The 18,805-nt window shown below is 58.2% G+C and carries 30 protein-coding genes; all 30 read left to right on the forward strand.

Going from position 1 to position 18,805, the window contains the following annotated elements; all coding sequences use genetic code 11:
- Window positions 1-147: 147 nt before the first annotated feature.
- Window positions 148-945 (forward strand): phage antirepressor KilAC domain-containing protein, encoded by a 798-nt coding sequence (locus K5D32_RS02575; protein ID WP_221599138.1) that lies wholly within the window; start codon window positions 148-150, stop codon window positions 943-945.
- Window positions 942-1,181: a hypothetical protein gene (locus K5D32_RS02580; RefSeq protein WP_221599139.1), complete on the forward strand. Its 240-nt coding sequence runs from the start codon at window positions 942-944 to the stop codon at window positions 1,179-1,181. The genes K5D32_RS02575 and K5D32_RS02580 overlap by 4 nt, the downstream gene beginning before the upstream one ends.
- Window positions 1,178-1,978 carry a hypothetical protein gene (locus K5D32_RS02585; RefSeq protein WP_311775763.1) on the forward strand — a complete coding sequence of 267 codons (801 nt, stop codon included), beginning with the start codon at window positions 1,178-1,180 and terminating at the stop codon, window positions 1,976-1,978. The genes K5D32_RS02580 and K5D32_RS02585 overlap by 4 nt, the downstream gene beginning before the upstream one ends.
- Entirely contained in the window at window positions 1,975-2,715 is a 741-nt protein-coding gene (locus tag K5D32_RS02590; RefSeq protein WP_221599140.1) for a replication protein P, read from the forward strand. Before K5D32_RS02585 ends, K5D32_RS02590 begins: the two co-directional genes overlap by 4 nt.
- Complete coding sequence (locus K5D32_RS02595) at window positions 2,712-2,876, forward strand: hypothetical protein (RefSeq protein WP_221599141.1); 165 nt, start codon at window positions 2,712-2,714, stop codon at window positions 2,874-2,876. The genes K5D32_RS02590 and K5D32_RS02595 overlap by 4 nt, the downstream gene beginning before the upstream one ends.
- Window positions 2,873-3,061, forward strand: coding sequence for a DUF1382 family protein (locus K5D32_RS02600; protein WP_221599142.1), 189 nt, complete (start codon window positions 2,873-2,875; stop codon window positions 3,059-3,061). The genes K5D32_RS02595 and K5D32_RS02600 overlap by 4 nt, the downstream gene beginning before the upstream one ends.
- Window positions 3,058-3,354: a hypothetical protein gene (locus K5D32_RS02605; protein WP_221599143.1), complete on the forward strand. Its 297-nt coding sequence runs from the start codon at window positions 3,058-3,060 to the stop codon at window positions 3,352-3,354. The genes K5D32_RS02600 and K5D32_RS02605 overlap by 4 nt, the downstream gene beginning before the upstream one ends.
- Entirely contained in the window at window positions 3,351-3,515 is a 165-nt protein-coding gene (locus tag K5D32_RS02610) for a hypothetical protein (RefSeq protein ID WP_221599144.1), read from the forward strand. Before K5D32_RS02605 ends, K5D32_RS02610 begins: the two co-directional genes overlap by 4 nt.
- Window positions 3,512-4,219: an ead/Ea22-like family protein gene (locus K5D32_RS02615; RefSeq protein WP_221599145.1), complete on the forward strand. Its 708-nt coding sequence runs from the start codon at window positions 3,512-3,514 to the stop codon at window positions 4,217-4,219. Before K5D32_RS02610 ends, K5D32_RS02615 begins: the two co-directional genes overlap by 4 nt.
- A complete protein-coding gene (locus tag K5D32_RS02620) occupies window positions 4,212-4,799 on the forward strand; it encodes a DUF1367 family protein (protein WP_221599146.1) in 588 nt (195 codons plus the stop codon). Before K5D32_RS02615 ends, K5D32_RS02620 begins: the two co-directional genes overlap by 8 nt.
- Window positions 4,796-5,425 carry a recombination protein NinG gene (locus K5D32_RS02625; protein ID WP_221599147.1) on the forward strand — a complete coding sequence of 210 codons (630 nt, stop codon included), beginning with the start codon at window positions 4,796-4,798 and terminating at the stop codon, window positions 5,423-5,425. Before K5D32_RS02620 ends, K5D32_RS02625 begins: the two co-directional genes overlap by 4 nt.
- On the forward strand, window positions 5,422-6,015 hold the full coding sequence (locus K5D32_RS02630) for a hypothetical protein (protein ID WP_260407134.1): 594 nt from the start codon (window positions 5,422-5,424) through the stop codon (window positions 6,013-6,015). The genes K5D32_RS02625 and K5D32_RS02630 overlap by 4 nt, the downstream gene beginning before the upstream one ends.
- A 361-nt stretch (window positions 6,016-6,376) precedes the next feature.
- Entirely contained in the window at window positions 6,377-6,748 is a 372-nt protein-coding gene (locus K5D32_RS02635) for a chemotaxis protein (protein ID WP_095067907.1), read from the forward strand.
- The gene (locus K5D32_RS02640; protein ID WP_221599148.1) at window positions 6,748-7,065 is read left to right on the forward strand and encodes a hypothetical protein; all 318 of its coding nucleotides are present in this window, start codon (window positions 6,748-6,750) and stop codon (window positions 7,063-7,065) included. The genes K5D32_RS02635 and K5D32_RS02640 overlap by 1 nt, the downstream gene beginning before the upstream one ends.
- A 385-nt stretch (window positions 7,066-7,450) precedes the next feature.
- Window positions 7,451-7,897: a proteasome subunit beta gene (locus tag K5D32_RS02645; RefSeq protein WP_221599149.1), complete on the forward strand. Its 447-nt coding sequence runs from the start codon at window positions 7,451-7,453 to the stop codon at window positions 7,895-7,897.
- A 332-nt stretch (window positions 7,898-8,229) separates the two neighbouring features.
- The gene (locus K5D32_RS02650) at window positions 8,230-8,841 is read left to right on the forward strand and encodes a putative metallopeptidase (RefSeq protein ID WP_221599150.1); all 612 of its coding nucleotides are present in this window, start codon (window positions 8,230-8,232) and stop codon (window positions 8,839-8,841) included.
- 31 nt (window positions 8,842-8,872) lie between these two features.
- Complete coding sequence (locus K5D32_RS02655; RefSeq protein WP_221599151.1) at window positions 8,873-9,349, forward strand: DUF2280 domain-containing protein; 477 nt, start codon at window positions 8,873-8,875, stop codon at window positions 9,347-9,349.
- The gene (locus tag K5D32_RS02660; RefSeq protein WP_221599152.1) at window positions 9,324-10,643 is read left to right on the forward strand and encodes a terminase; all 1,320 of its coding nucleotides are present in this window, start codon (window positions 9,324-9,326) and stop codon (window positions 10,641-10,643) included. The genes K5D32_RS02655 and K5D32_RS02660 overlap by 26 nt, the downstream gene beginning before the upstream one ends.
- A 2-nt stretch (window positions 10,644-10,645) precedes the next feature.
- Window positions 10,646-12,025 carry a DUF4055 domain-containing protein gene (locus K5D32_RS02665; RefSeq protein ID WP_221599153.1) on the forward strand — a complete coding sequence of 460 codons (1,380 nt, stop codon included), beginning with the start codon at window positions 10,646-10,648 and terminating at the stop codon, window positions 12,023-12,025.
- The gene (locus K5D32_RS02670; protein ID WP_221599155.1) at window positions 12,025-13,101 is read left to right on the forward strand and encodes a hypothetical protein; all 1,077 of its coding nucleotides are present in this window, start codon (window positions 12,025-12,027) and stop codon (window positions 13,099-13,101) included. Before K5D32_RS02665 ends, K5D32_RS02670 begins: the two co-directional genes overlap by 1 nt.
- Window positions 13,102-13,249: 148 nt before the next feature.
- Entirely contained in the window at window positions 13,250-14,038 is a 789-nt protein-coding gene (locus tag K5D32_RS02675) for a DUF6651 domain-containing protein (protein ID WP_221599156.1), read from the forward strand.
- A gap of 104 nt (window positions 14,039-14,142) precedes the next feature.
- Window positions 14,143-15,123, forward strand: a complete 981-nt coding sequence (locus K5D32_RS02680; protein WP_221599157.1) for a major capsid protein — start codon at window positions 14,143-14,145, stop codon at window positions 15,121-15,123.
- Between the two features lie 48 nt (window positions 15,124-15,171).
- Complete coding sequence (locus tag K5D32_RS02685) at window positions 15,172-15,546, forward strand: HeH/LEM domain-containing protein (protein WP_221599158.1); 375 nt, start codon at window positions 15,172-15,174, stop codon at window positions 15,544-15,546.
- Window positions 15,546-15,914 carry a hypothetical protein gene (locus K5D32_RS02690; protein WP_221599159.1) on the forward strand — a complete coding sequence of 123 codons (369 nt, stop codon included), beginning with the start codon at window positions 15,546-15,548 and terminating at the stop codon, window positions 15,912-15,914. The genes K5D32_RS02685 and K5D32_RS02690 overlap by 1 nt, the downstream gene beginning before the upstream one ends.
- Window position 15,915: 1 nt before the next feature.
- Complete coding sequence (locus tag K5D32_RS02695; RefSeq protein ID WP_221599160.1) at window positions 15,916-16,299, forward strand: hypothetical protein; 384 nt, start codon at window positions 15,916-15,918, stop codon at window positions 16,297-16,299.
- A gap of 2 nt (window positions 16,300-16,301) precedes the next feature.
- A complete protein-coding gene (locus tag K5D32_RS02700) occupies window positions 16,302-16,973 on the forward strand; it encodes a hypothetical protein (RefSeq protein ID WP_221599161.1) in 672 nt (223 codons plus the stop codon).
- Entirely contained in the window at window positions 16,970-17,398 is a 429-nt protein-coding gene (locus K5D32_RS02705) for a phage tail terminator-like protein (protein WP_221599162.1), read from the forward strand. The genes K5D32_RS02700 and K5D32_RS02705 overlap by 4 nt, the downstream gene beginning before the upstream one ends.
- A 38-nt stretch (window positions 17,399-17,436) precedes the next feature.
- On the forward strand, window positions 17,437-18,096 hold the full coding sequence (locus tag K5D32_RS02710; RefSeq protein ID WP_221599163.1) for a phage tail protein: 660 nt from the start codon (window positions 17,437-17,439) through the stop codon (window positions 18,094-18,096).
- Window positions 18,097-18,105: 9 nt separating this feature from the next.
- Window positions 18,106-18,489: a phage tail assembly chaperone gene (locus tag K5D32_RS02715; RefSeq protein ID WP_221599164.1), complete on the forward strand. Its 384-nt coding sequence runs from the start codon at window positions 18,106-18,108 to the stop codon at window positions 18,487-18,489.
- 17 nt (window positions 18,490-18,506) lie between these two features.
- Window positions 18,507-18,803: a DUF1799 domain-containing protein gene (locus K5D32_RS02720; protein WP_221599281.1), complete on the forward strand. Its 297-nt coding sequence runs from the start codon at window positions 18,507-18,509 to the stop codon at window positions 18,801-18,803.
- The last annotated feature ends 2 nt before the right edge of the window (window positions 18,804-18,805 follow it).

Here is an 18,805-nt window from a genome sequence, read left to right on the forward strand (position 1 = left end):
AATGTCCGTTCACTAGGGAAGAGGGCTGATAAGTCCCTGAGGGACTCATGAGCACCTGTAATGGGAAACACAAACCGCAGGCACAAAAAAACCACCGGCCAGGGTGGTTTTCAGTGCAGCACATACAGCTAAGTTCTGGAGCGAATAATGCCTAGTTCTCACCATAGCGTCAACCCGCCATTACCGCACCACGAAATTGCACAATCGCAAAACGTGGCGCGCACGATGTCATCGCGAGAAATCGCCGACCTTGTAGAGGCTCGCCACAACGACGTAGTCGTGACAATCGAGCGTCTTTTCGCAAAAGGGCTTTTACGATCAAGTCGTATAAGTCGTCGAGAGGCTACTGGCGGCAGGCCCATTGAGGTTTACGACCTCTGCGAGCGAGACACTCATCTGGTTATCGCTGGCTACAGCGATGAGCACCGGGCGCGTGTCATTGACCGCTGGCAGGAGCTGGAAGAATCCAGCGCCAAGCCTGTCTTCGACATTGCTAGCCTGAACGACCCGAAGGTGTTACTGGCTCTGCTGACGGACAACGTCCGCAAGGTCGTATACCTGGAAGCGGACAACACCGAACTCACACAGGAAAACCACCTGTTGGAGCAGAAGGTGGTTGCTGATGCGCCGAAGGTCGATTTCTTCAACGCAGTTATCACTTCGACCAGCATCCATTCGGTGCGGGAAGTGGCCCAGTCCATTGGCACCGGCCAAAACCGCCTGTTTGCTTTCATGCGCCAGCAGCGCTGGGTTGATCGCCATAACACTCCGTATCAGGGCAGGGTTGAGGCTGGCTACCTGGTAGCCGAACCGCACTCTTACAAATGCCCGGAAACCGGTGAGCGCAAGACAAAGTTCACCTGCAAGGTCACTGGAAAGGGCTTCACCAAGCTTCAGTCGCTTTGGTCGGGCCGCGAAGCGGATCTGCTTGGCGGTGCAGCATGAGCCGCATAACCGTGGTCATCGAAGGCGCTACCGCTCCGATCCGTCTGGGCATGCCCTTGGCTGGGGGTCGAATCACCAGTGCTCACATGGGCGATTGCTCCGAATACCCGGAGCTTCTGGATGCAGCCAAGAACCTGCATCGGGCCTTGTTCTACTACAACCAAATGCCAGATCGGGAGCGGCTCGCTATCGAGCGTAGCGCCCGCGACCTGATCGCAAAGCTGGAGGCCCAATGATGGCCAGATCCCGCAACATAAAGCCGGGGTTCTTCTCGAACGAACACCTGGCAGAGCTGGACTTTGCAACGCGCCTGCTGTTCATCGGCATGTGGACCGAGGCTGACCGTGAGGGCCGCCTTGAGGATCGGCCGCGCCGACTTAAGATGGCGCTGTTCCCGGCTGATAACGTCGACATCAACCGCATGCTTGATGACCTGGATCATTTGGGGTTCATCAAGCGTTATACCGTGGGTGATGTGAAAGCCATTCAGGTGATCAACTGGACTAAGCACCAGAATCCGCACATGAAAGAGGCCAAGAGCACCATCCCTGAAATGCCCGGTTTAGAGGGCTTCGATGGAAAGCCTGATGCAAGCACCATGCAAGCACCAGACTCGCATGGTTCTTTCCCTGCTGATTCCCTCTCTCTTGATTCCCTTAACCTGATTCCTGATTCCCTCAATACGTCGTCACCGACGATTGATTGCGCAGAGCTGTTCTCTCGGTTCTGGAAGCTGTATCCGCGCAAGGTCGGGAAGGACAAGGCTCAGAAGGCATGGGACAAACTCAAGCTCACGCAGGCTCTGTTCGACCAGATCCTGAAAGCGCTGGCTGCTCACTCGACTACGCCGGGCTGGACCAAGGACAACGGACAGTTCATTCCGCATGCCTCGACATGGCTAAACGGCAAGCGCTGGGAGGATGAGTTCCCCGAAGTTGTCGACAACGTGCATCACTTCCAGCCACGCCGCCAAGCTAACGGCCCTGATTTCTACGATCAGTCGTGGCGTCGAGACACGAGCGACGACCTATGAAAAGCGTAGCGCAGCTCATTCCTGGCGCTTCTCGGGCTATCGGCACGACCCAGCCGTACCAAGCGCCTGCCCAACCGCTGGGCGAGGTTGATGACGCAACCGGCGAAGTCGTTGAGCGCTTGTTTCGCCAACTGCAGGCCATTTTCCCAGCCTACAAGCAGGCTTGGCCTGATGACAAGGCACTGGCTTCGGCGCGTCGTAGCTGGACGAAAGGGTTCATTGCCGCTCGCATCAACACGATTGACCAGATTCGCTTCGGCATCGAGCAGTGCCGCATGAGCGGATCGCCATTCGCGCCGAGCGTAGGGCAGTTCATCAGGTGGTGTAAGCCGACCCCCGAGATGCTTGGAATTCCCTCGACGGACAAGGCATTTCGTGAGGCTCTGCTCAATCTGCATCCGGGTCGAAGTAGTTCGCGGCAGTGGTCACACTCAGCGGTTCGTCATGCAGCTCTCCAGTGCGAGATGCACAACCTGACCGAACTCGAACCCGACAAGGCAATGGATGTATTCGAGCGGGCCTACGAAATCACTGTTCGCATGCTCGTTGATGGGTTGCCGCTGGATGACATCGCCATCGGCATCGGTCACGACGGTCAGAAGAGTGAATTTGAAATTGCTCAGGAGCTGAGTGATCGGGTTGCCATTGAGTTGATCGCTCTACAAGGCATCCCGGCAGACGGCGCTAAAGCGCGTGAGCTGCTGCTGGAAAAATTCGGAAAGGGGAAATCCCAATGACCGCCGCCCAGCGCATTACCGTAGAAAACCTCCAGTCTGCCGGTTTCCAGATCGTTGTCGGAGCCAAGGACATTGTCCGCCTCACGAAGGGTGCAGACCGGCGCATCGTCATGGCTGACGGCACCCAAAAGCGGGCCCACCACCAGGAGCATGCGAAATGAACCGCGCCACCCCACCAACGCTTCGCCGGGCAGTCGACGTAGCGCAGAAGTACGCAAAGGCAGGTATCGACTTCGTGTGCGTCCCTGTCCTGAGCGAGAGCGACAAGATCGACTTGGTGAACAAGGCTGCTGGGCGGTTCGAGCAGGTGCTCCAGCAAGGCGAAAAAATGGAGGCCGCCCAATGAGCGCGATCCGTGAGCAATTTGAATCCCGCTACCCGGTCCCTGCTGGCGTCCTCTGGAGCGAAGAAACCAGCCGCTACGCCTTGGTTGAGATCAAGACAGCACGCCATACCGGATCGACCATCGCCGGTTATGAGGCCTACTTCCATTCCTGGGGCGTCTGGAAATCTTCCCGCGATGCTCTGGCAATCGAGCTGCCTGATCACTACGGATACGACGATCCAGGAGAAGCGATCCACGCGATCAATGATTGTCGAGCCGCCATCGAGGCCGTCGGCCTGAGGGTTTCTCCATGAGCCACTCTCAATTCAACCAGATGATGAGTGTTCTGTGGCTCATCGCAGCAGGCGTGCAGCATGAAGTCGTCTTTGAGGCGGCATGCCTTGTTTTCTTCGTCGTATGCGGGCTCAAGTCCCTCTACTGGGGCTTTGCAGAGCGCAAGGGGGCGAGGCCATGACCGTAGACAAGAAAGAGCTCAAGGCGCTGGCTGAGGCTGCAACAACCGGCCCTTGGTGCCAGCATGGCGGAATCAGTCAGGTTTTCGGGCGCGACTGCGAGACAGTTTGCGAGACCTACGAAGATGAGGGCGACTGCTCGGATGCCCGGTTTATCGCCGCCGCCAGCCCGGCCACCATCCTTTCCCTCCTTGGGGAGATTGAGCGTATCAGTGCAAGGCTTTGCATGTGCCGCGACTGCCAAGGCCAAGGCGAGGTTCATTCAGGGCGTAGCAGCTATGAGGGCTACAACCAGCCGCCAGAGCCAATCATCGATGTGTGCGGAACCTGCGGCGGTGACGGTGTACTTGGCCCTGTTCAGGACTTTGAATCTCTGGCTGCCGAGCGCGACCAGTTCAAAGCTGCTCACCTCGAATGGATAGAAAAGACGGAGTGGGTGCAGAAGTCGGTCAAGGCTCCTGAGTTGGGCAAGCACCGTGCAGACGTAATCAATCAGCGATTCGAGCAGCTCAAGACCGAGAACGAGGCGCTGCGTAAGGATGCAGAGCGCCTGGATCGACTTGACAAGGAGGGGTCAGGCTACGGCGCTCATGAGCTTGAGGGGTATGCATGGACTGTAGACGGTCCTTTTTCAAGCGTCCGCGACGCCATTGACTGTCTTTTTGACTATGACGACGCCATGGCCAAGGAGCAGAGCCATGGCTGATCTCGCACTCATTCGCACCGCGCAAGGCTTGGTGCCAGCCACTGATGCAGACCGTGAAACGATCCAGAGCTGGAAGGCTGGCCAAGTCATTCATGGCAAGTTCACCCGGATGCGCAACGCAAAGTTCCACGGCAAGTTCTTCGCCATGCTGGACCTTGCATGGGATTACTGGGAGCCGGTCGGAGGGCTTGTCCCTCGGCAGGAGTTGCGAGGCATCCAGGGGCTGGCCAAGTTCTTTGAGAGCGCAAGCGGAAAGCCGGGGCAGCTCTCAGAAGCGGTTGCCGCCTACATAGCCCAGATCGAAGCTGATCGCGCCGAGCGCTTTCCGGCAGTCGATAAGAGCCGCGAGGCTTTCCGTGAGTGGGTGACTATCGAGGCCGGTCACTTCCATTTGGTTCGCACCCCCGACGGGGTTCGCAAGGAAGCCAAGTCGATCAGTTGGGCGAACATGGATGACACGGCGTTTGAGCCGCTGTATCGCGACGTCTTCAATGCCTGCTGGCGGCTGGTCCTTTCCGCGCACTTTGAAACCGAGCAGGCCGCCCTGGATGCCGCCGGCCAGATCGGGAGCTTTGCATGAAGCGCTCAGAACTGAAACGCACTGCACCGCTCAAGGCGAGCGGCATCACCCAGCGCACTCCGCGCAAGAAGACTTGCCGCAACCCAGCCTGCGCCTGCAAGTTCTTACCGTCTCGAATGGGGCAGGTTGTCTGCAGTCCGGCCTGCGGCCTGGCTATCGCGCAGGAAAACCAGCCCAGGGCGAGGAAGGCTCTGGCCGAGGTCGGACGGCAAGAGCTGAAGGCGGCGAAAGAGCGTGTGAAGACCAAAGGCGAACACATGCGAGAGGCCCAGGCCCTGTTCAATCGCTGGATCAGGCTGCGTGACGCTCACCTGGGTTGCGTGAGTTGTGACAAGCCAGCGACTTGGCAGGGTCAATGGCACGCATCGCATTTCCTCAGTGTCGGCTCGTCGCCGGAGCATCGGTTCAACCCGCTCAATGTGCACAAGGCCTGCTCGGTCTGCAACAACCACTTGAGCGGGAACATTCATGGGTACAGGCCTGAGCTTGAACGCCGTATTGGCCTTACGGCAGTAGAGGCCCTGATAGGCCCCTGCGAGCCGAAGCGCTACACCATTCCTGATCTGCAAGAAATCAAGGCCGAGTGCCGGGCAAAAATCAAACAGCTTGAGGGGAAAGCAGCATGATCAAACTAAACAGCGCCCGGGCAGCCTGGCACGATGCGCTCTATACCCCATGGGATAGCCAGGGTGCCCATATCGAGCAGATCGGCCTGCTGGGCTGCTCTGTACAGAAGACGGAGAAGTCGGTGAACAGTCGGCACGCGATGCATCAGTCGATGTCGGCGCGAATTCAGCACGCGATTGCATCGCTGCCCGACCATCTGCAGGCATTCGGCAACCACATGTACAGCCCGCTCGCCGGTATAGACGATAAGGAGGAGGCGGACGAGCGCGTGCTGCACGCTGCCTATGCTCTGGGGCCGAAGATGACAGCGCGCAAGTTTGAGAAAGCGCGTTACGTGGCCATGGCTGTTCTGCACAGGTACCGCCGCATGCACCAGGGCGGACAGAGTGAAGGCGTTGATCCGCTGCCAGGTGCTGAACACATGAGGAAGTGGGTTCTTGAGGAATTTGGCGTAGCGCTGGTGGGTGACCAGTGGGCCAGGGATTGGGCTCAATTTGTCGAGTATTGTTTTGATGCTTGCAACCAGCTCGACAAGGCCGCATTGGTTCCGGTTTCTCAGGCAATTTCGGTCATGAAAGAAGCCGCTTGACGTTTTGTCGGCGATTCGGCATCATTTCGCCATATTAGAGTTTTGCCTCTGGCAAATATCTACCCAAAGCCCGGCCCCAAAAGCCGGGTTTTTTGTTACCTGCGATTTGATGGACCTGCAGCCAGGGCAGCCCTTTGGGGAGCCTGGACACTGATAAGCCGGTAGTGCAGTGCTACGGAAAAAAACCGGCAGCCCGCGCATCCTTGCCTCACGCTGAAAAGGGTGGCGCGTAACTGGTTGAGCGAGATCGATGCATTGGGGTGTCGACGCTTGATTGGTTGTTGGCAGACAGCACGGAAAGACGTGCACACCTATTTCGAGGCTCAGCATCCGCTGGGCCTTTTTCGTATCTGGAGTACCGATGGACCCAACTGACCTTGGCCCAGGCACAGCTACCTGGCTGGGCGGGACCGGCACCATCCTACTGGGTGGCTTTCTGTGGCTGAGGAAATTCCTCTCCAAGGATGCTGCTGATCGGGCAATGGACAATGCTGATATCGGCACTGTCCGGCGTCTGAATGAATTGCTCGATTCTGAGCGCGAGGCTCGCAAGGAGGCTGAAGCCCGGGCGGATCAGTTCGCAAAAGAGCGCAACGAGCTGGCTGCTGCGGTTGGTCGTATGGAGGGCAAGATTGAAGCTCTCACAAGCCAGGTTGCGCAGCTCACTCAACGAGTAACCCAGCAAAGCGATGAGATCACTCGCTTGCGCACAAAGTTGGGAGGTGTCAGCTGATGGACAGATGCGCAATCAACTTCATTGCCCGCCACTGGTGGCGTCGAGTGGAGGTCTGGCTCATTGCGATCCTGCTGCTGGCGGGTGGTGCGATGCTGGGCTTTCAAGTAGCCCAGTGGTCGCTGTCCAGCTGGTACGTCGCCCAGGTGGTCGAGGTCCGGCGCGGGTATGACGAGGCGCTCAAGCAGCGTGACCTACGAATCAACAAGCTGGCGGGCAAGGCAGAGGCTGCGGCAAGCACTGCCACTCAGGCGGCTGATACTGCCAGCAAGGCCGTAGACAAGGCGGATGAGGCGCTGAGCAGGTCGAGCCAGTAGCGCCAAAAATTCGATAGCTGCCATTTCGTGGCGCGAGGTGTGTATGCAGCAGAGCAGGCACGGTCGCTTCATCGACCCCTATCGAGGCAATGGTTGGTTCGCGTCTTAGGGCTGGGCTTCGGGACACTTACTGATCTGCTTTCGACCATTTAACTGGCATTGCTATTGGATTCGCCTGCCTGCCAGGCCATGCACGCGCCGGTTCTACATCGGGCCAATAGAGATTGAGCTACGGCAGGCGAGAGCGGCATGAAAAAGTCCTGGCTCGTCCACGCACCTGGCTACCCACCATTCCCAATGATCCCTATGGGTCCAGCTCTGAGTCATGCCGAAGCGCTGGCATGCGCCCGGGTGATCTGGCCGACCTGCACAGTAGAGTGAATCCATGACAACCATCGCCTACAAAGACGGCGTGATCGCCCACGACACCCGCCAGACCCGAAGCGGCACAATCGTTTCTGATGATTGCTCGAAGTGTCATGTCGTCGATGGGGTCAAGTTCTTCCTGTCTGGGGCTGTCTGCGACGAGAAGGCCCTGATCGCGGCTTACTTCGGAACCCCGTCGCCGGTTCCAGTCGAATGCTCTGGATATGTAGTTGATGGCGGCAAGTTGCTGATGGTCGGTCACTGCGACAAGACCGGCATCTGGAAACTGGAGCTTGATCCGGCGAACCCTGACGCCATCGGCAGCGGATCGGCGTATGCCCTGGCTGCAATGGATATGGGCGCAAGCGCTGAGGATGCGGTGCGAGCTGCGATGAAGCGGGATATCTACACGGGCGGGAAGGTAAAGGCTGTGGTTATCCGCGAAGAGGGTGTGCCGCAGGGTTAGTGCGGCGCGAATACTATTTCCCGTTTAGCCGATCGCAAGCCAGCCGAGCCTCGGCCTCAAGGGCGTACGATTCACCGACGTAATCGCCGTCTGACCGAGAGTCTTCTATCTGGAAGCAGAACTCATCAATCGGAATGCTTGGTGGTTGCTCGCCCGGCCGCAGCGAAAGAAGCACCACGTGCGGCCTTTGAACAACCCTGTATCTATCGGGCATGTCGATCTCCATGAATTGATTGGAGCTCATCAATACCGGTAACCGTATTCGGCAGCAATCATCCTTTCGCATTATTGGTGCTACCCATGATCACAAAGCAGCACGACTGGGAGGCGGCATGAACAGGCCAATCCCTCCGCCAAGCGTGCTTGAGGCTGTATTCCTGACTCTTGAGCCTGCTCCCGAGGTATGGGAGTGGATATCGACCGAGATCCTTGCCGACACCGGCAGCATTCACAACGAAGACCATGCTCACCTGATCGGGGCGAACATCGGCGTTCTATGGGCGTCCGGTTCATTCGCCAAGCAGGGTCGCACAGTGCTGGGTCAGGCCGAGATGGTCATGCATCGTGCAGGAGGATGGCAGAAAGCTCGAGCCGAGCAGCAGATGCGTGAGTGGTTCGGTGAGGAACCCGAATTCATCATTACCCTGGCTGCCGACTACTGTGCTCAGTGCGGTGACGCCGAGTTCTGCGCCCTGGTTGAACATGAGCTCTATCACGTGGCGCACAAGTCGGATAAGTACGGTGCGCCGGCCTTCAACAGGGATACGGGCATGCCGAAGCTGGAAATGCGCTCACACGATGTCGAGGAGTTTGTCGGAGTGGTCCGCCGCTACGGTGCAAGCCATGACGTTCAACTGCTCATCGACGCAGCAAGCAAGCCACCCGAAGTGGCAAGAATCAACATATCGAGGGCCTGCGGAACCTGTCTGCTCAAATTGGCCTGAGGATAGACAGCAATAGACGGAACCCAATCCTATGGCAGCCCTGAGCAGCGAGGTTAAGGCCTTCATCGTTCAGGCGTTGGCCTGCTTCGATACACCTTCTCAGGTGGCGGAGGCCGTCAAGCGTGAATTCAACATCGAAGTGAGCCGCCAGCAGGTGGAGTCGCACGACCCTACAAAGCGCTGCAGCAAGACGCTCGCCAAGCGCTGGGTCGACATGTTCAACGAAGCCCGTAAGCGATTCCGTGAAGAGACGCTCGATATACCGATTGCCAATCGGGCTTATCGGCTTCGGGCGCTTGGTCGCATGGCTGAGAAAGCCGAGAACATGAAGAACATGGCACTGACTGCCCAGTTGTTGGAACAGGCCGCCAAAGAGGTGGGTGATGTCTACGTCAACCGCCGACTTGAACCCGAAAAGCCCCTTGGCTCTCAGGCCGACCAGCCGCATGCCGTTGCTGAGTACAAGCTGGAGCCAGACGAGAATGTCCCGCCTACCCCGTACCTATGACGCTCCGGTCAAGCTGACACCTAAGCAGGCGAACATTTACGTGTGGGGCTTCCAGCCCAGCGCACGGTTTCGTGATGCGGTGTGTGGTCGTCGGTTTGGCAAGACTTTCCTCGGCAAGGCTGAGATGCGCCGGGCTGCCAGGTTGGCGGCAGAGTGGGGTGTCAGCGTGGAGGATGAGATCTGGTATGGCGCTCCGACATTCAAGCAGGCCAAGCGAGTTTTTTGGCGTCGGCTGAAACAGGCGATCCCGGAGGCTTGGCGTGCGCACCGCCCAAACGAGACAGAGTGCTCGATCACCCTCAAGTCCGGCCACATCATGCGCGTGGTCGGGCTCGACAACTACGACAACTTGCGCGGCTCTGGCCTGTTCTTTGTCCTAGTTGACGAATGGGCCGACTGTCCATGGGCTGCATGGGAGGAAGTCCTGCGTCCGATGCTCTCGACGTGTCAGTACACCCTGCCGAGTGGCGAAACACGAAAGGGTGGTCACGCGCTACGGATCGGCACGCCGAAGGGCTTCAACCACTGCTACGACACGTACCGCGATGGGCAAGAAGGCGGGGAGCCGGACCACAAGAGCTGGCAGTATACCTCGCTGCAGGGCGGCAACGTCCCGGCCGAGGAGCTGGAAGCGGCACGCCGCAAGATGGACCCACGGACCTTCCGGCAAGAGTACGAAGCTGGGTTCGAGAACTACTCAGGCGTCGTTTACTACACGTTCAGCCGTACCGAATGCCGCACAACCGAGCGGATAAAGCCAGGCGAGGCCCTGCACATCGGCATGGACTTCAACGTCATGAAGATGGCCGCAGTTGTCTATGTCGTTCGCGACGGCCTGCCGTTGGCTCTAGATGAGTTCCATGGTGTGCGCGACACGCCGGAGATGATCGAGAAGATCCAGGCGCGCTTCCCCGGCCACAGCATAGCGGTTTACCCGGACGCTTCAGGCCAGAACACCAGCAGCAAGAATGCCAGCGAATCTGACCTTTCCCTGCTCAAGAAGGCCAACTTTACCGTGGTGGTGGATTCGACAAACCCTGGCGTCAAAGACCGGGTCAACTCGGTCAACGCCATGCTCCTGAACACCTACGGTGAGCGCAGGCTCAAGGTCAACATCGACCAGTGCCCACAGCTCACGCAGTGCCTGGAACGCCAGACCTACACCGACAAAGGCGAGCCGGACAAAGACCCGAAGAAGGGTCACGACCATATGAACGATGCTGCTGGCTACTTCATTGCCAAGCGGTTCCCGATCAACGTGGCGATGTCCACCAGCCAACCCCTGAGAATGTAACCATGTCCGACAACCCAAGCATCACGCTGCCAGCAGTCGACGCGATGCGTGAGTACTGGGCTGTGATCTCGCCACTCATGGGCGGAACCATGGCCATGCGTGCAGCTGGCAAGTGCCTTCTTCCGCAGTATCCGGCTGAAGATGACTGCGCTTACAAGGAGCGTCTTCGTCTTTCGACTCTTCTTCCGGCTTACTCGGAAACCGTCGTTAACATGACGTCCCGAGTGTTTGCTGAGCCATTGCAGGTAGGTGACGACGCACCTGATGTCATCGTAGAAATGACTAAGGATATCGATCTGGCCGGTAACGACCTGAACTCCTGGGCAGTTGGATTCTTCAGTGAAGGAATGAGCCATGGTTTGTGCCATGCATTCGTAGATCACCAGCAGGCTGACGATCTGAAGACCAAGGCCGACGAAAAAGCTGCCGGTGTTCGCCCTTACGTCGTGCTGGTGAAGCCCGAGCAAGTCTTGGGCTGGCGTTCCAAGGGTGGCGTGCTGACCATGATTCGTTACATCGAGGTCGTGGAGGAGGATGACGGCGAGTTCGGAGCAAGGCGCGTCGAACAGATCCGGGTACTGGAGCCTGGCGCATGGAGGATATATCGCCGGGAAGACAAAAGCGGCAAGTTCGGCATCTACGATGAGGGCGTAAACAGCCTGAACAACATTCCATGGGTTACGTTCTACACCAGCCGCACTGGCTTCATGACAGCGAAACCGCCACTGCTGGAACTTGCCCATCTGAACGTAAAGCATTGGCAGAGCCAGAGCGACCAAGACAACATCCTGCATGTCATCCGGGTGCCGATTCTGGTGCGTCTCGGGGTGCAGGCCCAGTTCGATAACCAGGGCAAAGTGATACCGCCAGAGTTCAAGGTGGGCATGGGCTCTCTCACGGATCTTCCTGTCAACGGCGACCTCAAGTATGTGGAGCACACTGGCCAGGCTGTTGAGGCAGGGCGTACCGCGCTGAAGGATCTGATCGACGAAATGCGAATGGCTGGTGCGAAGTTGCTCACGCCAGAAAAATCCGCGACCAAGACAGCCACCCAGGCGGAGGAGGAGGCGGCTCAGGAGCTGTCACCTCTTGCCCGCATGGCTCACCAATTCGCTGATTGCCTGGCTCAGTTGCTCCAGTTCATGGCCGACTATCGTTCGCTTGGCAGCGGTGGCACGGTTGAGATGCGAGGCAACTTCGATATTGATTACATGCCAGAGGTGTCATTGCCGACGCTGGTCGGTATGGCCAACGCGGGGATGATCTCCAAGGAAACGCATTTCGCCGAAATGCAGCGCCGCGGAGTGATCAGCGACGAATACGAATGGGCTGATGAGCTGGCGAAGATTGAAGCCCAAGGCCCCGCTCTCGGTACGCTCTGATGAAGACGGCAAACGAGAAGTTGCTGAACGAACTGATCGGTCATGAGGTCGACCTGTCCAGGTTGAGCAACAGTCAGGTCGTGGCGATCATCAAAATCCTGAACAGCGCAGATGCAGACCTTCGCACATCACTGATCGAGGCCATCGACAACCTGGGCACTGACCTGTCGGCTGCCGCAGTCGATATGGCGCTCTCGACGGTACTCCGAATCAACCGGCAGTCCTTCGTCCAGATCAGTCTTGCGCTGGATCAGTTGACCGATGGGCTGGTCAGTTACGAACTGGCGTTCCAGCAGGGCGCGCTACGTGCTGTGCTGCCGACGGTGGTGCAGGAGGCATATCCGCTTGTATCGCCTGCCTTCAGCGCAGTGAAGGCCATTGCCCAGGCGCGGCCATTCCAGGGGCGTCTGCTCAAGGAGTGGGTTGCGGGTATCGAAACCAGTCGCGCCGCCGCGGTTCGTGACGCTGTGCGGGCTGGAGTGGTTGAGGGGCGCCCTACGGCCGAGATCGTTCGCACCGTCATGGGCAGCCGGGTGGAACGCTATGCCGACGGCTCCCTCCAGAAGGCCAGGCGGGACCTTGAGGCGGTAGTCCGGTCTGCCGTGTCCCACACTGCCGAAACGGCCAGTGACGCAGCATACGAGGCCAACAGCGACATCATCAGTCATGTTGAGTGGCTCAGTACGCTGGACAACCACACGTCATCCGATTGCCGAATCCGTGATCGCCTGTCCTATACGCTGGGCACCTACAAGCCTATTGGGCACAAGATTCCATGGCTGGCCGGGCCGGGGCGCATTCACTTCTGTTGCCGTTCCACCAAGCTACCAGTGCTCAAGAGCGCCAAGGCCCTTGCGCTGAATGATGGAGCAACGCGGGCGAGCATGGACGGCCAAGTGCCGGAGTCAATGACCTATGCGGAATGGCTTGGCAAGCAGTCGGCCGCACGCCAAGACGAGATCCTTGGGCCTGAGCGAGGGCGGTTGATGCGTGAGGGCGGACTGAAGCTCAGTTCTTTCTATAACGATAAGGGCAAGCTTTTGACTCTCGATGAACTACGAGAGCGACTCAAGTAGACCGCGCCACGAAATAGACAGATGCGATTTTGTGGCGCGCACCTTCAAAGCCCCGCCTAGTGCGGGTTTTTTATGCCTGCGGTTCGGATGGACGGGGCGCAACTTGGCCGGAAGGCCTGCCAATGGGCGGATGCCCGGAGATTAATCCATGAAGCTCAAAATCGATGAGAGCGGCAATGTAGTCGTGCAAAACGGCCAGCCTGTCTACGTCCACGATGACGGCAAAGAGGCTCCGTTCGACGCGGCTGCCGCCGTCACCAAAATCTCGGCCCTGAATCGCGAAGCTCAGGGGCACCGAGAAGCCAAGGAAGCGGCTGAGTCTCGCGCCAAACTGTTCGAGGGCATCGAGGATGCCGAGGCGGCTATCAAGGCGCTGGAAACCGTCAAAAACCTCAAGGAAGGCGACCTGGTAACTGCGGGCAAGGTCGAGGAGATCAAGTCCGCTGCCAAGCGTGCTGCAGAAGAGCAAGTTGCAGCCGCTGCCAAAGCCGCTGCCGAGCGCGAAAAGACTCTGCAGGGTGATCTGGAGACACTGCAAGGCCAACTGCACGGTGAGCTCATCGGTGGAAGCTTCAGCCGCTCGAAACTGATCTCGGAAAAGTTCGCGATCCCTGGCGATCTGGTGCAGGCCCGCTTCGGGCAGGCCTTCAAGATCGAAGAAGGCAAGGTGGTTGCCTACGACCAGGCTGGCAACAAGATTTTCAGCCGAGCTCGCCCCGGTGAGGTTGCTGATTTCGACGAAGCGCTGGAGGCGCTGGTGGATCAGTACCCATACAAGGATCAGATCCTCAAAAGCTCCGGTGCTAACGGCGGCGGTGCCCCAAACGGTAACGGCTCAGGCGGCAAGCCTGCAGTTGGAAAAGGCAATTTCGGCGGCAACAAAGAAGACCGCCTGCAAGCAATCAAATCGCAATTCCCCGATCTGGCTCAGTCCTGATCGTACCTGGCTGTCATCCCGGATGGGGTACGGCGCACCAGAGTGGACGCTCTGACAATCCTTCATTCAGCCCATCCGGGCAACACCAAAAGGGGTAATACCACATGGCACTTTCCGATATGGAGGTGTTCAACACCTATTTCATGCCGGCGACTATCGAGACGCTGGCTCAAATGGTTGAGCGCTTCAATGCTGCGTCGGGCGGCGCGATCCTGCTCACCACTGACGGTTTTGACGGCGACTTTCTCCAAACCAGTTTCTACGCTGGCCTGGCTGGCGCGCGTCGCCGCGTGAACCGTTACAGCAACAACGGCGCTGTGAACCCGGTAGATCTCACCCAGCTCAAGCACAACACCGTCAAGGTCGCTGGCGGCTTCGGCCCGGTGCGCTATGAGCCCTCTCAGATGACCTGGTTGCGTAAGCCGAGCGCAGAGGGCGTGGAAGTGGCGTCCCGCTACTTCGCTGAATCCCTGCTGCAGGATCAACTGAACACCGCCATCGCCGCACTGGTCGCCGCGATCAGCAACCAAGGTGCTGCGGCTGTGGCTGATGTGTCGGCCACCAAGAAGGTGGATTACATCGCTGTGAACGATAGCCATGCACTGTTCGGCGATCACTCCAGCCAACTGATCGCACAGGTTATGGATGGCGCTCAGTTCCACGCCTTTGTGGGTCAGAACCTCACCAACGCCGAGCAACTGTTCAAGTCTGACAGTGTGCGTGTTGTCGACATCCTGGGTCGTTTGGTAGTCGTGACCGATGCGCCAGCGCTGTATAGCGCCGCTATCGCTGATCCTGCCGCGCCGGCCAAGCGCCGCGTCCTGTCTCTGGCTCAAGGGGCTGCCACTGTTCACGATGCGCGCGACTTGATCTCGAACATCGATACCAGCAACGGCAAGGAGCGCATCGAGACCACCCTACAGATCGACTACAGCTTCGGTGTCGGCCTCCGTGGTTATGCCTGGGACGTTGCCAACGGTGGCGCCTCTCCTGATGACGCTGCTCTCGCTACCGGTGCGAACTGGGACAAGGTCGCGGCGAGCATCAAGCACACGGCCGGTGTTTTGGCTGTTGGTCAAGCTTAATCAATCAGTTGATGCGGTCTTTCGAGGCCGCATTTCATGGAGAGTGTCATGTCCGAAAAAGTCATTTATGAAACGCATCCAGTCACTGCTGAGCGAAAGGCTGAACTGCGGCAGAAGGGCTACAAGATCCTCGATGCCAGCTTTGCCCCGGATGATTATGAGCATCCTGAGCCTGTCAAGGTTGGCACTGATACCAAGGCTCGGGGTAAAGGGGGTGCTCTGAGCATCGAGGAACTGCGCACTACGTTGACAGCCAATGGTGTCACCTTCGATGAAAAGGCCAAAAAGCCAGAGCTGCAGAAGTTGCTCGATGACTTCAATGCTATCGCGGAGCTCAAGGGCAAACTGACCGAGAAAGGTGTTCAGTTCGAGCCTGCCGCCAACCTGGAAGACCTGCAAAAACTGCTGGGCGAGGCTGCTTAATGACCATCTACATCAGTGTCGAGCAGGTGGATGGGCTACTCGGTGCCAGTTGGGCGTCTGAAGACCAAAAGTCTCGCTCGGTGCTGATGGCCAACACCTGGCTCACTAACTTGAACCTACCTGATTTTGATCCGGTACCGGGCGATGTAATCCAGGCAGGTGCTGAGGTTGCACGGGAGGCAGCAGCAGGCAGTCTGTATGCGGCCAAGGAGACAGGGGTGCTAAGCCGATCGGTGAATGCCGACGGTGTATCGAGCAGCAAGACCTACTCGGAGTCGTCTCGCTCTATAAGTGCTGGCGAGTCTTTCGCTCTGGCCCTACTTGCCAAGTACCTCGGCAATGGTCAGGTCAAGATCGTGAGAGGGTGATATGGGGCTTCGAGATGAGCTGCAGGCCGAACTGGCTCAGGCCTTCAACACGGACTTGGCCGACGCCGTATCTGCTGTTGAAGGAAGTCGATCCGTACAGGGAGTGTATGACCCGGAGTTGGGTGGAAGCACATCAATAAACACACGTTACGTTGGTCGCGGTGTCTTTGGGCAGTACAAGGCCCGTGAAATCGACGGCACACGCATTCTGTCCACTGACATTCGCCTCAAGATCCTCCAGAACGAGCTGTTCATGAAGGAGGGCGACGAGGTAACGCAGACGCCAGCCGCTCCCGCCATAGGCGACCGCATTAACGACCATCGCGTCATGAATGTTGGCCAAGACCCGGCCAAGGCTACCTGGACCATCCAACTGAGGAAGTAATCATGGCGCGTGGCTCGCACATGACAGAGCGCTATGGCGGTCTGGACGGTAGCTTTTCGGCTCAGCTTCAGGAGTTTGCGGAAGCGGCCAAGGAATCAATGGACCTGACCTTTCGCGAGGTCGTGATCGCAGTCGGCAGAAAGCTGATCACCATGTCCCCGGTAGGTAATCCGGATATCTGGAAGGTGAATGTCGAGGCGCAAGGCGGTGCATCTGAGCAGATCGCAGCGTACAACTCCCGAGCAGAAGCCATCAACGCCAGCATCACGTCAAATCAGGCGAACTACACAAAGAGTGACAATCTGAAGAAAGGCCTTCGGCTTCGCAAGCCACTCACCAAGCGAGAGCAGCGCGAGAACTTCGGGTTTGGCGTCCGGACGGTTGGCCAGGGATATGTCGGTGGCCGATTCCGCAGTAACTGGCAATTCTCCACGGGGACACCTGCTGCTGGTGAGATCGAGGATGTCGAGAATGCCGGGGAGACGTTGGATCGCATCATCGCCGGAGCTGGTGACCTGAGCGCAGGAGAGGTTGCCTATATCGTCAACAACCTGCCTTACGCCGTTCCTTTGGAATTTGGCCACAGCACCCAAGCCCCTTCCGGCATGGTGCGCGTCACCGTCGCTGACTTCCAGCGCATCGTCGAAGAAGCCATCAGGAACAACCGCGTATGAGCCAAGCACGAGCCAGGCAGGCTATCGAGATCAAATTGATGGGCTGGGCTGCCGCGCGCCCGATCCGGGTGGCGAACTTTGAGCAAAGCTTCGAGGCTCGCCCCGATGAAACCTATCTTCGCGCATTTCAGCTTCCGGCTGGAACCACTTGCCGCTACTTGGGTGGCGAGGCCTACGAGTACTCAGGGATTTATCAGGTCAGCATTGTTTGCCCGGCAGGCCAGCCATTGGCTACTGCCGAGGCGCTGGTCGATGAGCTCTCCGATCTGTTCCGGGTCGATTCGTCACTCAGTCGCAATGGCTTTGAGGGGCTTATCACTGAGCCGGTAGAGCAGGGACCCACCATTACCGAGTCGGCGACCTATACGGTTCCAGCCAGCTTCACCTACCGGGGTGTCGCAGACCAATCGCCCGTTGGGGCATAACCAACCGCCGCCTGGCGGGCTATCAAGAGGAATAAAACATGGCCGCACGCTTCCCGCTGCCGAACGGCGCCGTGCTGGAAATTGCACGTGTCATCGGTTCTGCCGTCGCTTTCACTGCGCTGACCAACGCAAAACCGCCGGTAGCTACCGCCGCGGATCACGCCATCCAGAACGGTGACGTCCTGCTGGTTAACTCTGGCTGGGCTCGGATCAATGACCGAGCCGTCAAAGCCTCTGGTGTCGGTGAAGATGTATTCGCCCTTGCTGGCCTGGATACCAGTGATGCCGAATTCTTCACCGCAGGCGCGGGTGTAGGCTCGGTTCTGCCTGTCTCCGACTGGGTGCAGATATCCAAAGTTACTTCCTTCAATTCAGCCGGCGGCGAGCAGCAGTATGCGACAGTCGGTTACCTGGAAGATGACGATGACAAGCAGTTCCCGACCAACCGAAATCCGACCAGTCTGACGATTATTGTCGAAGACCAGCCGACGGCGGCGTACATCGAGTCGGTAGAGGGTTACGACGCTTCCAAAGAACTCACTGTGATCCGCATGAAACTCCGCAATGGTGATCAGATCCTCTACCCAGGCTACGTCAGCATCACCACTGACCCGACCATGGAGCGGAACAACGTGATGACCCGAACCATCAGCGTCGGCCTTTCGGCCCGTTCGCTTCGTTACCTGGCCGGCGCGTAAGGAGTTCTCATGGCGAAGATCAAAATTGCGCAAAACCCGACATTCACGGCCCCAGTCAAGATACCTCGTGTGGGTGGCGAGCCGGTCGAGGTTGATTTCGAGTTCAAATATTTCGACCGTGCAACGTTGGCCGCGATGTTTGACCGTTGGAATGCGGCACGAACTGAATACGCAGCGAAGGTCAAAGACGAAAGCCTTTCCTGGGTTGATGCCACCGCTGGTGAGATTTCACTGCAAGTGGAGCAGATCAAGGATGTGGTCAGTGGCTGGGGATTCGACGACAAGTTCAGCGACGAATCGATTGCCAACCTTGTGAGCACCTGCATTGGGGCGCCTGAGGCTGTGATCAATGCATACCAGTCTGCTTACGCCCCGGCCCGCCTGGGAAACTGAGGGAGGCGGCCCGGGCCATATATGAGCTCGGGCCGTCAGCCGAGCAGCTTTCTGCTTTAGGGCTTACCTCGGCAGACATTTCTGATGAAGAGGTCGAGGTATGGCCGGATGCATGGCCTGCCTTTCGGTTGTTCGAGGCGCTTTCGACTCAGTGGCGTCTCGGGCAGGGCGGCCCTTCTGGTTTGGACTACAACGTCATCCCCGTTACCGCCTCAATGCTCGGCATAAACCGCCGCGATCTCACCGACATTTTTCCCGACCTTCGAGTGATGGAGGTTGAGGCTCTGGCTGTGATGGCCGAATCCTTGGAGTGAAC

The organism is Pseudomonas cichorii (assembly GCF_019719005.1).
Lineage (GTDB): Bacteria > Pseudomonadota > Gammaproteobacteria > Pseudomonadales > Pseudomonadaceae > Aquipseudomonas > Aquipseudomonas cichorii_E.